Genomic DNA, 13,866 nt, shown 5'->3' on the forward strand with positions numbered 1-13,866 from the left:
AGCGGGCGGGGCGGACCGGTCAGGCGAGCGGGTCGGCCCCGTTCCACGTTCCCTCGCTGCCGTAGGGGACGAACCTGGCGAACAACTCCTCGGAGTACCAGTTCTCCGCCCGCGTCCTGCCGACCACCCCCCGGTGCGCGTGCCCTCGGTAGGCGAAGTCCCGCACCGCTCCGGCGTCGCGCCACAGCGAGAACGTGGCCTGCCGGGCCAGCGGCCACTCACCGACGCCAACCGAGGCCAGGCAGCCGTCCTGCTCTCGCAGGAGGCGATCCACCTCCGGGACCGAACGGTAGAACGGCACCAACCGGGAGGGCCGGATCGAGGCCCGTGTCAGTACGGCGACCGGCCCGCCGGGGTTCGGCCCCGGCGTCCCCCCGATGTCCGGGCCGAACGGCTCCACCCCGCCCCACCGGCCGCGCGAGGTCAGAGGCGTGAGCCGTACCTGCCAGGACTCCCGCGCCTCGCGCCGCCAGCGCGCCGCCACGGGAGAGCTTTTCAGGAACTCCTCCAGGGCCCGCTCCTCGCGCCACACCGCGAGCAGCGCCCAGCGGCGCAGGTCCGCGCCCAGGCTCATCGACGTCCCGCGGCCAGAGCCGAGCAACCGCCAGAACGACAACCCCGGCGTGCTCCTCAGCACCGGCCGGTCGAACGCCATGTAGCGCATGGCTCCCACATCCGTATACCTGGTGAGGTGGAAAGAAGCGATGGTTCCTCTGCTCGTCGCGGTCATCGGCGGCTACCTTCTCGGATCCGTGCCGGTCGCGGTGCCGGTCTGCCGCGTGTACGGCTTCGACCCCCGTGAGGTGGGGGACCGCAATCCCGGATTCTGGAACGTCCAGGAGCGGATCGGCTGGCAGGCGGCCATGCCCGTCTTCGTGGGCGACGTCTTCAAGGGCACGCTCGCCGGGCTGCTCGCCCTGGTGGTCAGCGGCCTGCACACCACGGACTCCGGCGGGGTGAGCGGCGACAGCGTGGTGCCGGTGTATCTGGCGGTGGCCGCGGCGATGGCCGGGCACGCCTGGCCGGTGTTCGCCGGTTTCAGGGGCGGCCGGTCGATCCTCACCTTCGTGGGCGGCTTCGCCGTCATCTGCCCCCAGGGCTTCCTGCTCGGGGTCGCCGCCGTGGTCGCCATCAGCATGGCGGCGCGCTCCTTCACGATCGGAGCGCGAACCGGGGTGTTCGGCATTCCGCCGCTCCACCTGCTCTTCGCACCGGTCGAACACGTGGCGTGGACCTGTCTGCTGATAGGCCTCATCGGGCTGCGCTTCGGTCAGGCGGCGCGGACCGGCCGCTTGGAGCGGGTCGGGCACCGGTCGTGACCGTCGGGTCGGTGTCGGCCGTGACCACCGGGTGGGCATCGGTCGTGGCTGTCGGGTCGGTGTCGGCCGTGACCGCCGGACGGCAGGCATCGGTCGCGGTCGCCGGACGCCGGGTGCCGGTCGCGGTCGCCGGATGGGCGTCGGCCGTGACCGTTAGGTCGGCATCGGCTGTGAGCGGGGGATAGGTACGGCCCCGCCAGGTGCGTACCGGACGGAACGTGGCCTGCGTCAGCCGGGCGGCCGTCAGCGGGTCCAGCAGGGGGGAGAGCAGCACGCCCGGTCCCGGCCGGGTGTAGCTGCCGCGCAGCGCGCCGGTCACCAGAAGCCGTACGGCCAGCAGTGCCAGGTCGAGCCGGGTGGGCCGCCCGGCCGCCAGCCGCAGGATGGGAAGCGCGGTGGTGAGCCAGACGACGGCCAGGTCGGCGGCCTGCCAGCGGAGACCCGTGACGTCGCGCAGCGGCAGCGACCGTCCCCACTCCCGCCACACCTCGGCCACCGACTCGTGCATGTCCACCTCGAGCAGGCCGCCCGCGTCCAGGAACCCGACTGCCCACCCGTCCGCGGTCAGTGCCCTGGCCAGAGCCACGTCGTCGGTCGTGTACCCGCGGATCCGCGCGAACCCGTCGGCGGCCAGCATCGCCGTACGGCGGAACGCCATGCACTGGCCGTTGGCCACGACACGGTGCGGAGCCGGGGGAGTGGACGGCCCGATCGGACCGAACCGGTAGACCAGCGTCGCGAGGAACGAGGCGTGCAGCGCCTGCTCCGCGGCTCCGTCGCACACGAACCTGGGACCCACGGTGACCAGGTCGTAGCGGTCCAGGGCCGCGGCGACCGCGCCGAACAGGCCCGGCACCGGCCGGGTGTCCGCGTCCAGGGTCACGACGACGTCGCCGTCCGCCGCCTCGACCCCCTGTCGCAACGCCCACTGCTTGCCCACCCAGCCTCGGGGGAGGGGCGCGCCCGAGACGACCTTCGCCCCCAGTTCCGCGGCCAGCCGTGCCGTGCCGTCGCCCGACTCGTCGTCGACGACGATGACCTCGGTGACGGCGGGATCGGCGAGCACGGCCGACAGGCAGGGGCCGATGCGGCGCTCCTCGTCGCGGGCGGGGATCACCACCGAGATCCGCGCGGTCGTCGCCTTGACGGGGGTCAGCGCGGGCAGGCGGGTGCGTCCGCGGGCCAGCCGTACCCCCACGGCGAGGGCGGCGGCGGCCTGAAGCGCGGCGAGCGGGTTCACGGACCGGCGCGCGGTGAGCGGTCTCACGGGCGGGAATAAGGACTCGCCGCCGGGGCGGAACCGGCCAGGGCGGGAGAGGTCCTCCTTCACGAGAGGTCCTCCTGAACGAGAGAGGCGACGATGCGGCCGCCCATCGCCACCAGCGGCAGCCCGCCGCCGGGATGCACCGAGCCTCCCACCAGGTACAGACCCCGCCGGGGGCCGCGGTTGCCCGGACGACGCAGCGGAGCCAGCCGCCCGGAGTAGGCGCCGCCGTAGATCGAGCCGCCCCACGCGCCGTACCGTTCGCGCAGATCGGCCGGGGTGAACAGGTCGACGAAGCGCAGCCGTCCCGACAGGTCGTGGCCCCGGGCGGCCAGGCGGTCGAGCACCAGGTCGCGATACGCCTCGGGAGACATCGGCCACCTGGCCGGGTCGCGGGCCGGGACGTTGACCAGCATGACCCAGTTCTCGGCGTCCGGGGGCGCCTGCGAGGGGTCGTCCACGGCCGAGCAGCCGATGTAGACGGTCGGGTCATCCGGCGGCCTGCGCCGGTCGAAGATGTCGGCGAACTCCCGCCGGTAGTCGGCGGAGAAGACGATGGAGTGGTGCGCCAGCCCCTCGGTCCTGCCGTCCACACCGGCCAGCAGCAGGAAGGCCGAGGAGGAGGCGCCGAGCCCGGCGATGCGCCGCAGGCGCCGGCGATCGGGCAGCAGCCGCCCGTAGAGCGCCGCCGCGTCGGTGTTGGCGACCACGACGTCGGCGCGCTCGCGCTCGCCGGATGCCAGCCGTACGCCCAGGACGCGACGGCCGTCGGCGAGCACGTCCGTCACCTCGGCGCCGAGAGCGACCTCCACGCCCGCCTTCTCCAGCAGCGCGGCCAGGGCGTCGGCGATGCGGGGCAGCCCTCCCGGCACGTACCAGCCGCCCTCGCCGTGCTCGATCGCCGGGATGCAGCCCAGCGCCGCCGGCGCCCGGTACGGGCTGGAGCCGGCGTAGGTCGCGTACCGGTCGACGTACTGGCGCAGGCGCGGATCGTCGAAGAAGCGGCGGGCCAGGCCGTCGAGGGTCCGGCCGGGCGCGACCGCCAGCAGGTCGGGCAGGCGGGCCTCGGCGGACGGCCGGGTGAGCGGTCCGGAGAAGAAGGTGCGGCGCGACGCGTCGAAGCACCCGCGCGCCCAGTCGTGGAAGGCCAGCCAGTTGCCGCCCTCGCCGGGCGCGAGACGTTCCACCTCGGCGGCCATCCTGGCAGGATCGCGATACGCCGCCAGGGTCGAGCCGTCGGCGAAGCGGTAGCGGCACAGCTCCGGGAGCTCGACGAGATCGAGCTCCACGCCCAGGCCGGTGAAGACCTCGGGCAGAGTCAGCAGGGAGGGACCGAGGGAGAAGGTGAAGCCGTCGCGGCTGTGCTCGGCGAGCTTGCCGCCCAGCCGGGACCGCTGCTCGTACAGGCGCACCCGATGTCCCTGCCGGGCCAGCAGCAGGGCGGAGACCATGCCTCCGACCCCGCCGCCGATCACGATCACTTCCACCATCCGTGCCTCCGTACGAGCAGGAAGGACGGGCCTGCCACTTCCCTCACCTGCGCCTCCGCGTCAGAGGGAAGGACAGGCGCGTTACTTCCGTCATCCGTGTAGGCGGGACGGACGGGCGCGTCATTCTCGGCATCCGCGCCTTCGCGCAGCACTCTTCTGTCCCCGGTGATGACGCGTTCCTGCCGGGCCGGCCGTTGTTCACGTCACTGCTGTGCCCGACGACGGGTCATCGGATCGGCCGGTCCCGGTCAGGTTCGCTTTGACGTCCCGGAGCCGGGCACGCCTGCGCCTTCGGCGGGGGCGGACGTGAGGCGACGTCGCCGGTGGCCTGACGGTGTCCGTGTCCGTGTCCGTGTCCGTGTCCATGCCCGTGTCCATGACCGTGTTCGCTCGCGCCCGTGTTCATGATCTGGACATACCGGGGCCATCCGATGTCTAGGTGCTCTCGCTAGCTTGTGCACCGCTATACCTGAATACGCCAGAAAGGCATCCTTGATGCGAGTTGTACCTGCTGCCCTGGCCGCCTCGATGGCCGCGGCGCTCGCCTTCGCCGCGGCCGGACCGGCCACGGCCACCGCGACCTCCGGGGCGCCGCGCGTGATCAGCGACGTGACGCTGCCCGCGCCCGCACTGGCCGACTTCGAGCGTCACCTCGTCAAGGACGATCACGGTGTCAAGCTCGGCGGAGTGGGCAGCGGTCTGTACCCCGCGGGACGCTCCGGTGAGTACTGGATGGTCACCGACCGCGGCCCCAACGGTCAGCCGGAGATCGACGGAGAGAAGCGCCGGACCTTCCCGGCTCCGGGGTTCGCCCCCGCCATCGTCCGCGTCTCCGTACAGCACGGCAAGGCGAAGATCGCACAGACGATCACCCTGAAGACCTCGGCGGGCAAGCCGATCACGGGCCTGTCGAACCAGAAGGACCACGACGAGAAGCCGTACGGCTGGGACGGCAAGACGACCCTCCCGTACGACCCGAACGGCCTGGACACCGAGGACATCATCCGCACGTCCAAGGGTGAGTTCTGGCTGGTCGACGAGTACAGCCCGTCGCTGGTCCGGGTCGCCGCGAACGGCCGGATCCTGGCCCGCTACGTGCCCAGAGGGCTCCACCTGACCCACACCGGCTACCCGGTGCACGAGACGCTGCCGAGCATCTTCCTCAAGCGACAGCAGAACCGCGGCTTCGAAGGACTCGGCATCTCCGGCGACCGGCTCTACGTCGCGCTGCAGAGCCCGCTGGAGAACCCGGACAAGGACATCAGCAAGACCTCCAAGGTCACCCGGATCCTGGCGGTCGACCTGCGGACCGGCAAGCCCGTCGGCGAGTACGCCTACGTCTTCGAGGACGTCACCAAGTTCGACCCCAAGGTCGAGGGTGACCAGAGCGCGATGAAGATCTCCTCCGTGGTCGGTCTCGGTGGCGGCAAGCTCCTCGTCGAGGAGCGGACCGACAACGTCGCCCGCCTTTACACCGCGGACCTGCGCGGCGCCACCAACCTGCTCTGGGGCAAGTACGACCTCGCGCGGACGAAGCCGAGCCTGGAGACGGCGCTGCCGTCGAAGGTCAAGCCGCTGGCCAAGAAGCTGACCGTCGACCTGGCGGCCATCTCCAAGGTCCCCGGAAAGCTGGAGGGCGTCGCCGTGCTCGACCGCACCACCATCGCGGTCGCCAACGACAACGACTTCGGTCTCGGCGAGTTCGACGAGAACGGCAAGCTGATCGACACCGGCGTGCCCAGCCGCCTGCTCGTCATCAAGCTGCCCCGCGCGCTCGGATGATCACCAGCTGAGATCTCCCGTCGGCCCGGATCATTGGTCCGGGCCGACGGCGTTTCGATCGGATCCGCCCGCGCGGCCTGGACGGGCGAGCCGATCAGCATGCTCGCGAGCGTCGTCACGCCCGACAACGCGGCCGGTAACCCGAAGCGCCTCTTGCCTTTTTGCCATACGCCACACAACTGATGTCCAGGCCAGGCGGGCGGAAAATCGAATGGACCCCGCCCCCCGTTCGCCGGGGAGCGGGATCCGTACACCGGGCGACGGGTCAGCCGCAGTGCTCCCAGGGGCTTACGTAGGTGCCGTCGTCGATGCCGGAGAGGCCGCTCCACTCGATGCACTTCGACGGCGCGTGCACCCGCACCGGGCCGGCGTAGGTGGTGTAGTTGTTCACGTCCTTGACCATCGGGCCACCCTGGTACCGGAGGTAGGCTCCGAGCTGGTGCTTCTTGCCGTCAGGCTTCTTCAGCAGGGTGACGACGCAGTTGTCGCCGCCGCTCTTGTACAGCAGGTAGACCGTCGCGTAGGCGCCGACGGCATTGGAGTCGATCACGGAGTAACCGGCGCCGCAGATGCTGGCCGGGGTGGCGGCGGAGGCGGGCGACGTCATCGCCCCGACCATCCCGGCGGACATGGCCATGGCGCCTGCGAGCAGTCCGGCTCGCTTCAATATGTTTTTCACTGGGGACCTTTCGTCGAATGCATGGGTCGTCATCCATGGGAAACGTTATGGGAACGCGATCTTTGGATGAATCCGACGGATTGCTTAAATCGGCTCAAGGGAAATTTGGGCCGTTAACCGGTAATTTGCGGCTGATTCATCTGGTCGATGTTTTGAATTCGACCGCGACCGAAGAGCTGCGTCAGATGACTTAACACGCCGGCCGTACTTAGTGATCTCCGATGAGTTGTCGCCGGTAGCGGGCTCACCGCGACAACGTCCTCGACGGCGGCCGCGAACGTAGGGCAGGCGATCAGCAGCAGTAGCCGGCCTTCAGGAAGCCGCGCTCGGACAGGGTGCCCAGGTCCAGTTCGATGGAGACGATGCTCGGGAGCCGGCTGAAGGTCATGTTCGGCACGATGAACTCCCGGCCGGTGTATTTCTGCCGTACCGACTGCTTGTAGGCGGGCTTGCACACGAATGGGTTGGCGTACGTGTTGTAGCCGAGGCCGGTGCCGGTGTTGAGGAATCCCGGTTCTCGAAGCCGGTTAACGGCGCCTCGTAACGATCAATTGCGGTGACTGAGCGTTTCAGCGGGCGATTCCCGCCAACTGAAACGCTCGGTCACAATCGGGTCGCCGGATCAGGCGAGTACCGGGACCGGGTCGTCATCCAGGGTGATCGCTGCCAGGACGTGGCCGCAGCGTTCACCCGCATCCGTCGGCTGATCTTCACGGCCCTCATGCCTGCCGGCCGGGCGTTCGCCGCATGGCGGCTGCCAGACGAACCCGGCGATCGCGCCCAGCAGCCCCGCAGCCACACCGGGGTCGGCACCCGGCGCTGATCGACAGTGGATGTGCCGATCACAGATCGAGGTCGAGGGCGGCGAGTTCGGTACGGGTGGTGATGCCGAGCTTGGGGAAGGCCCGGTAGAGGTGCTGGGCCACCGTGCGCGGGCTGAGGAACATCTGCGCCCCGATGTCGCGGTTGGTGGCGCCGGTCGCGGCGAGCCGTACGACCTGGAGCTCCTGGGGGGTCAGCCGGCCGATCAGGCTGGACTCGACGGGGACACGGGTGACGGAACGGTCGCCGGTGGCCCGCAGCTCGGCCTGCGCGCGGCTCGCCCAGAGCTTCGCGCCGGTGCGCTGGAAGAGCTCCAGGGCGGCCCGGAGCTGGACCCGCGCCTCGGTCTTGCGATGTTCACGCCGGAGCCACTCGCCGTAGGCGAGCAGAGTGCGCGCCCGTTCGAACGGCCGGTCCTCGCACGCCCCCGGCTTCAGGGCCGTCGTGAAGTGGTGTTCGGCCTCCTCGGCCGGGCTGACCAGGGCACGGCAACGGGACACGATGGACGGGCCGCACGGGTCGAGATGCTGCCCGATGTCGGCTTCGAGCTCACCGACCAGCCGGGCCGCGATGCCGGGCTCCCCGGCCCGGAGCGCGGCCTCGACGTGGTCGGCGGTGCTCCGGGCCCAGGCGGTGCTGTACAGCCAGGACCGCCACCGGTTCTCCATGCGGCTCAGCGCGGATTCGTACCGGCCGTGACCGAGATCGAGCAGGGCCAGCGCCCAGGTCGCGTCCGCCGCGCTCGGCGGGGCGCGATGGTCTTCGGCGTAGCGGATCGCCTCGTCGGCGTACGCGACGCAGCGCTGGTCGTCCCCGTCCAGCGCCGCCAGCCAGGCGAGCAACCCGCGCAGGTAGGTCGCGACCGAGCCCTGACCCGTGTCGTCCGCGATCGTGAGGGCCTGTTCGGCCGACTCGGCCGCGGCCTGGTGCCGGCCGAGCAGCGCCTGAGCACAGGCCTGGTGAAAGAGCGCGTTGGCCAGGTGCCCGATGAGCCCGGCCGCGCGGGTCTCGGCGACCATGGCCGTGGACATCTCCAGCGCCGCCGAAGCGTGTCCGGCGACGTTGAGCACCCGCGCCGTCCAGGTCTGCTCCCAGACCGAGGTGGGGCGGAGCGCGAAGAACATGGCATGATCGGCGGCCTCACCCGTGATGATCTTATGGAAGCCGCGTGCCTGGCTCATGTACGGCTGGAAGTCGTGGTCGGCCGGCAGATCGAGCGTGTCCAGGAGCGCCACCGCCTCGCTCGCCAGCGGGAGGTCCACGCCGTGCCCGGCGTAGTAGGTCGCCACCACCAGCATTCCGGCGGCGTCCTCCGGCGCCTCAACGGCGATCTTGGCGGCTCCGTCGATCGTGAGGCGCGCGGCGACGCGCGGGCTGCCGCGCTCGAACTCCAGCCGGCCGCGGGTGCCGGCCAGCCGGGCGAGGACGAGCGGCTCGCCGGTCAGCCGCTCGGCCGCGTCGCACAATCCCTCGGCACGCTGGAACTGGCCGGCCTCGATCGCCGCCACCGCGGCGGCCGACAGCCGCCGGCTCTGCGCCGCACCGTCCTGGCTGAGCTGTGCCGCCCGCTCGTAGGCCGCGACGGCCGCGGCCTGGCCGTCTCGCCGTACGGAGCTCTCCGCCGTACGCTCCAGGGCGGCGGCGGCTCGCTCATCCGGCCCGAACGCCGCGGCGGCCAGATGCCAGGCCCACCGGTGCGGATCGTTCCCCTCCATGGTCTCGGCCAGGGCCTGGTGTACGGCCTGCCGCTGCGTGAACAGGGCGCCTTGATAGGCCGCGGTCCGCACCAGCGGATGCCGGAATCGCACCGAGCCGGCCGCGACGACGATGAGCCCGGCCTGCTCGGCCTCGGCCAGGGCGGTCGTCGGCACACCGAGCCGGCCGGCTGCCCGCATGACCGTGCCCAGCTCACCGGTGCCCTCCGCCGCGACGATGACGAGCAGCTTCCTGGTCGTCTCCTCCAACCGGTCGATCTGCCCGGTGAAGGCGTGTTGCAGGCGTTCGCTGATCGGCAGCGGATCGGTGCCCGACGGGTCCTCGTCGCCCACGGTCTTGGGCAGTTCCAGCAGCGCGAGCGGGTTGCCGCCCGCCGCGGCCAGCACCCGGTCGCGGAGCCGCGCCGGCAACCCCGGAGCCTCCTGGGCGAGCAGAGCCGTCGCCGCGTCGTGCGGCAGCCCGGCGAGCTCCATGACCGGCAGGTCCGTGAAGGACCGCGCGTGGTCAGGTGAGCGGTCGTGTTCCCTGTGTTCCCTGGTCGCCACGATCAGGCCGACCGGGTCGTGCTCAAGGCGTCGCCCCGCGAAACGCAGCGCGTCGGCGGACGCGGTGTCGATCCAGTGACCTTCGTCGACCAGGCACAACAGCGGCAGCTCCGTGGCCAGTTCGGACAGCAGGGTGAGCGTGGCGAGCCCGACCAGAAACCGATCCGCGCCGGCGGCGGGCTCCATCCCGAAGGCGCCACGGAGCGCGGCGGCCTGAGGTTCGGGCAGCACGTCGATACGGTCGATGACGGAACGCAGCAGAAGATGAAGGGCGGAGTAGGGCAGCTCGGCCTCACCTTCGACACCCGTCACCCGCAGCACGCGCATTCCCCGCCCGGCCCGCCTCGCGTGGTCCAGCAGGGCCGACTTGCCGATTCCGGGCTCGCCCTTCAGCACGAGGGCACGGCCGGTGCTCGCCCGTACCTCATCCACCAGTCGATCGATGACCCCGAGCTCCGGGTCTCTCCCCAGCAACACTCCTGTGATCTTACGCCGCGACGGCAACGCGGGCGCCGGTCCCTTCAGCGATCGCGGTGTCCTCGCCACCCGCGTCTCCAGGCGAGCAGGGCGAACAGGCCCATGGAGATTCCTCCGGCGGTCGCGACCAGCGGGTCCGGCGGGTCGAAGACCGCCGCGAAGCCGATGGTCTCCATGGCCGCCATCACCGTGTAGATCGAGACCAGCCCGGTGCTTCTCGCGGCGGGATCGGCCACGAGGTGATCGACCAGGGCCATGACCAGCAGGGACACCAGCAGCCAGCCGGCGAAGTTGCCGACCGGAACGCCCCGGTAGGGGCCGGGGTCGTGCCAGGTCCACAGGTTCAGCCGGATCATCTGCGGGTCCAGGAACAGGTCCCAGGCGGTGAGCGCCAGCGCCCCCAGCGCGAGCCGCCCCGCCCGGCTTTCCGGGGCCACCGCGGCGGCCGTGGCGTGGGCCGCCAGCCCCATGCCGCCCCACGCCAGTGCGACGATCACCGGAACCCCGCCGAGCTGTGGCCAGAGCAGGCCGCTGTAGCCGTAGTCGCCGAACGGCAGGCCCGTTCTGACGCCGATCCACTCGGCCGCGTAGCCGGTCGCGACCACGGCACCGAACGCCGCGACCGCCCTGGGGAAGGTGTGGGCCGTGGTGGCGAAGGCCAGGGCACCGGCCGCCAGGAGGAGCACGACCGTGCTGGTCAGCCGGATCGGCTGCGGGTGAAGCCCCGTCGCGACCTGGGCGGCGACCATCGTGAGGAGCAGCGCCCCGCCGAGCACGCTCGCCGGTCGCGGATCCCCGACCGCTCGCAGGCCGCTCGCCGCCCGTAAACCGTACGCCGCTCGCCGACCGCTCGCCGTTCGCAGGCCGTACGCCGCTCGCCGACCGCTCGCCGTTCGCAGGCCGTACGCCGTTCGCAGGCCGTACGCCGCTCGTGGACCGTCTGCCGCCCGCGGGGCGATTGCCACTCGCGGGGTGTCCGCGGTTCGCGGGTCGTCCGGGGACGGCCTCCTCCGGATCGCGCGTCTTACCGCTCCGAGACCGAGACGTCCGCCGTTCATCCCTGTGCTGTGCCCTCTGAAGGGTCAGTCCAGCGGTAGGCGCCGGTCAGGTATTCGTCGTGACCCCCGGGCCAGGCGGAGCCGAACCCGGCGGGCCCGCGGCGACATGTGACGGCCCGCACCCACCGCACAGGGGACCTCACGGGCAAGCCGCGGACTCCACGGATTGCGAGACCTCCCACATGGCACGGAGGCCCCGGTCCATCGGACCGGGGCCTCCGTCGTTACCGAGATCGACGGATCAGCGGATGTAGACGGGAGAGGTCATCGCGACCATCGCCGCGTCGTACGGGCACAGGTTCGCGCCGAGGTCGATCGCTCCGCAGAGCGGGGTCTGCTCGAGCAGGTCGTTGCCGAGGCGCAGCTCGGCGCGCAACCAGCCCGGCTGGGCCGGGGCGGTGAACTCGATCGCCTTGTCGCGCGTGAGGTGCTGGTCGAGCAGCGTCTGGCCGTTGGCGAGGACGCGCAGCGAGCCGTCGGTGAGCGGGTCGAGCGAGCGCACGCGCAGCTTCTCACCCGGGCGGACGTTGTCACCGATGACGGGTACGAAGCGCCCGCCGCGCTTGGCCTCGATCACGAGCGGACGCCCGCCGACGGACGGCGGCAGCACGGACACGCTGGTGCGACCGGCACGCAGCGCCTCGAGCACGGCGCCCTGCGAGCGGTTGCGCGCGAGCACCCAGGTGGTGGGATAGCCGGCGCCCTGAGGCTGCCCGTACTGCGTCTGGGCGTCGCTGCCGCCGGTCAGGGCGACGCGTGCGCCGCGCTGCAGCCAGCAGTCGAGGTAGTCCTCGGCGGTGCGGATGCTCGAGCTCGGGTTCCAGACCTCGATCGTGTCCGGCTGCACGTCGAACCCGTAGCCCCAGGTGAGCGTCGAGGCGTCGCAGCCGGCGAACTTCTTGGTGATCTTGGAGCCGGGGTGGTCGATCTGGAAGAGGCCGCCCTTCGCGCGCGCCTCGTTCGCGAGCGCGTTGATCGCGGCGGCGGAACCGTCGCCGTTGCCGAGCAGCTTGTCCACGCCGAGCACGTGGGCGTCGCCCTTGACCTTGTCCTCGTAGCCGGGGATCGCGAGCACGCCGTGGCTGCCGGAGCCCGGCGCCTTCGCCGAGCGGACGTCGTTGTCGTCGGTGACCGCGAGGTAGTCGAGCCCGCGGCTGCCCGCCTCGGTGAAGCGCGAGCGGACGTCGACGCCCTGGCGGAACGGGTCGGCCGTGCTCGCGTCGTCGGTCCCGGCGCAGTAGACGTCGCTGGAGAAGCAGCTGTGGACGTTCAGGTCGCCCGCCAGCCAGCGGCCGCCCGTGGTGCTCAGGTCGCCCTTGGGCGCCTTCGGCGCGCCCGCTTGCTTGCCGTCGTTGACCCAGATCGGGCTGGAGTACGCGACCGGACGCCCGTCGCGCAGGACCCGGAGGAAGTACCAGGTGTCGTCGCCCGCCTTCAGCGAGGCGTTGAGCCGGTCACCGGTCGCGCCGGCGACCACCTTGCCGCCGTTGCTGACAAGCTCCAGCTGCAGCGGCGTGCTCGACCCGCGGACGTGCGCGTCGATCGCCAGCGGGCGCTTGCCGTTGGCGTGGATCCGCTCGCCCATGGCGTGCCCGTCGACCGTGAAGTCCAGTCGCAGCGCGTTGTCGAGCACCGCGTAGAAGCGGCGGTCGGCCATCGCGCTCTTGATGTCCTTCTCGGTGTTGGCCTTGGCCAGGACGACGGTCTTGGCGTACTGCGAACCGCCCCAGTCGTCCGTGCGGTCGTGCCCCTTGTCCTCGGCGCCGATCGCGCCGACGTGCCAGCCCTTGTCGAGCGCGTGAGCGTACCAGCCCTCGGGCGGGGCGTTGTGCCCGGGCGCCGAGCCGAAGTCGCTGCCGCCGTTGAAGACCTCGATGCCGGCCATCTGGTCGTCGGCCTTCGGGAAGTACTTGAAGTCCTCCCAGCCGAAGCCGAGGTCGCTGCGGACGTCGCACTTCAGCGGGCCGCACAGCGTCTTGTCGCCGGGGTGGTTGAACACCGCCAGGCCGTCCTTGCCGGTGGTCGTCAGCCAGTCGTAGAAGCGGTCCATCGCGATGGTGCCGCCGTCGGTCTCGGGCAGCGAGTTCTCGCGCGAGAAGTAGACGTTGATGTGGCCCATGCGGTCCGAGGTCCACTCGAACCCGCGGAAGCCGACGAAGTCCTTCGCGGGGTCGGTCGCGGCCTTGGCCTGCTCGAGCTCCGCGTCCCACTTGCGCAGCGCGTCGAGCGGGTTGACCGGATCGGCGTTCTGGCAGCTCGGCGCGACCCGCGGGTCCAGGCACTCCTCGTTGAAGGTGAACGGCGAGTTGACGTTCGAGGTGTGCTCGCTCGAGCCGACGAAGTTCAGGTCGTGCTTGTCGCGCCCGGACTCGAAGTAGCTGGCGGGCCGGGAGCCGGGCCATCCGTCGGAGTAGCCGCTGTGCTCGTGCAGCGCGCCGATGAGCTCGCGCTCGCGGGGCGCACCGGGGTGCTGGGTCGTGACGACCGGGGCCTTCGCCGTATGAGTGTCGTCTGCCGCGCCGGGGGTTGCGAGAGCGGGGCTCGCGGCGACTATGAGGGCGAGCGCGCCCGCGGCGGCGGTAGCGAACAGCGCGCGGATGCGCATGTGTTCTCCGTCTGTTGGTTGGGGACGTCCTGCCTCGGAGGAGAGGTGGACCGGTCCACCCTTCACCCGGGCGATGACCCCCGGATGACCTGGACCTGAACGTCAGGCG

General features: G+C 71.3%; 11 protein-coding genes. 3 read left to right on the forward strand and 8 right to left on the reverse strand.

The genetic code is table 11. The features are described from left to right. Positions 1-19: 19 nt before the first annotated feature. Complete coding sequence (locus CHC08_RS12405; protein ID WP_245878279.1) at positions 20-664, reverse strand: spheroidene monooxygenase; 645 nt, start codon at positions 662-664, stop codon at positions 20-22. Positions 665-704: 40 nt separating this feature from the next. On the opposite strand from CHC08_RS12405, the gene CHC08_RS12410 reads away from it, so the two are divergent. Then, a complete protein-coding gene (locus CHC08_RS12410; RefSeq protein WP_089207429.1) occupies positions 705-1,319 on the forward strand; it encodes a glycerol-3-phosphate acyltransferase in 615 nt (204 codons plus the stop codon). Here CHC08_RS12410 and CHC08_RS12415 read toward each other — a convergent pair. Together CHC08_RS12415 and CHC08_RS12420 are read right to left on the reverse strand one after the other, a co-directional pair. Further along, complete coding sequence (locus tag CHC08_RS12415; protein ID WP_245878280.1) at positions 1,252-2,586, reverse strand: glycosyltransferase family 2 protein; 1,335 nt, start codon at positions 2,584-2,586, stop codon at positions 1,252-1,254. The genes CHC08_RS12410 and CHC08_RS12415 overlap by 68 nt on opposite strands. Positions 2,587-2,645: 59 nt before the next feature. Further along, positions 2,646-4,073, reverse strand: a complete 1,428-nt coding sequence (locus CHC08_RS12420) for a phytoene desaturase family protein (protein ID WP_179282000.1) — start codon at positions 4,071-4,073, stop codon at positions 2,646-2,648. 495 nt (positions 4,074-4,568) lie between these two features. On the opposite strand from CHC08_RS12420, the gene CHC08_RS12430 reads away from it, so the two are divergent. Then, the gene (locus tag CHC08_RS12430; RefSeq protein ID WP_089207384.1) at positions 4,569-5,855 is read left to right on the forward strand and encodes an esterase-like activity of phytase family protein; all 1,287 of its coding nucleotides are present in this window, start codon (positions 4,569-4,571) and stop codon (positions 5,853-5,855) included. Positions 5,856-6,120: 265 nt separating this feature from the next. Here the strand turns inward: CHC08_RS12430 and CHC08_RS12435 are convergent, their stop codons facing one another. Continuing rightward, on the reverse strand, positions 6,121-6,534 hold the full coding sequence (locus CHC08_RS12435) for a spore-associated protein A (RefSeq protein WP_218825275.1): 414 nt from the start codon (positions 6,532-6,534) through the stop codon (positions 6,121-6,123). Positions 6,535-6,826: 292 nt separating this feature from the next. Beyond that, the gene (locus tag CHC08_RS49495; protein ID WP_179282001.1) at positions 6,827-6,991 is read right to left on the reverse strand and encodes a hypothetical protein; all 165 of its coding nucleotides are present in this window, start codon (positions 6,989-6,991) and stop codon (positions 6,827-6,829) included. A gap of 99 nt (positions 6,992-7,090) precedes the next feature. Here CHC08_RS49495 and CHC08_RS48175 point away from each other — a divergent pair, with 99 nt between their 5' ends. Further along, the gene (locus CHC08_RS48175; protein WP_143653189.1) at positions 7,091-7,357 is read left to right on the forward strand and encodes a hypothetical protein; all 267 of its coding nucleotides are present in this window, start codon (positions 7,091-7,093) and stop codon (positions 7,355-7,357) included. A gap of 19 nt (positions 7,358-7,376) precedes the next feature. On the opposite strand, the gene CHC08_RS12440 is transcribed toward CHC08_RS48175, so the two are convergent. The 3 genes from CHC08_RS12440 to CHC08_RS12450 form a co-directional block, all read right to left on the reverse strand. Beyond that, the gene (locus tag CHC08_RS12440; protein WP_179282002.1) at positions 7,377-10,094 is read right to left on the reverse strand and encodes an ATP-binding protein; all 2,718 of its coding nucleotides are present in this window, start codon (positions 10,092-10,094) and stop codon (positions 7,377-7,379) included. Between the two features lie 44 nt (positions 10,095-10,138). Beyond that, a complete protein-coding gene (locus CHC08_RS12445; protein ID WP_245878281.1) occupies positions 10,139-11,059 on the reverse strand; it encodes a carotenoid biosynthesis protein in 921 nt (306 codons plus the stop codon). A 334-nt stretch (positions 11,060-11,393) separates the two neighbouring features. Next, positions 11,394-13,757, reverse strand: coding sequence for a CehA/McbA family metallohydrolase (locus tag CHC08_RS12450; protein WP_089207387.1), 2,364 nt, complete (start codon positions 13,755-13,757; stop codon positions 11,394-11,396). Positions 13,758-13,866: the final 109 nt, after the last annotated feature.

This window comes from Streptosporangium subroseum, assembly GCF_900188345.1.
GTDB lineage: Bacteria > Actinomycetota > Actinomycetes > Streptosporangiales > Streptosporangiaceae > Streptosporangium > Streptosporangium subroseum.

Excerpts from the sequence above, each read along its gene's own strand:
- CHC08_RS12405 (WP_245878279.1), bottom strand. The coding sequence starts at position 664 with ATGCGCTACATGGCGTTCGACCGGCCGGTGCTGAGGAGCACGCCGGGG.
- CHC08_RS12410 (WP_089207429.1), top strand. The coding sequence starts at position 705 with ATGGTTCCTCTGCTCGTCGCGGTCATCGGCGGCTACCTTCTCGGATCC.
- CHC08_RS12420 (WP_179282000.1), bottom strand. The coding sequence starts at position 4,073 with ATGGTGGAAGTGATCGTGATCGGCGGCGGGGTCGGAGGCATGGTCTCC.
- CHC08_RS12430 (WP_089207384.1), top strand. The coding sequence starts at position 4,569 with ATGCGAGTTGTACCTGCTGCCCTGGCCGCCTCGATGGCCGCGGCGCTC.
- CHC08_RS12450 (WP_089207387.1), bottom strand. The coding sequence starts at position 13,757 with ATGCGCATCCGCGCGCTGTTCGCTACCGCCGCCGCGGGCGCGCTCGCC.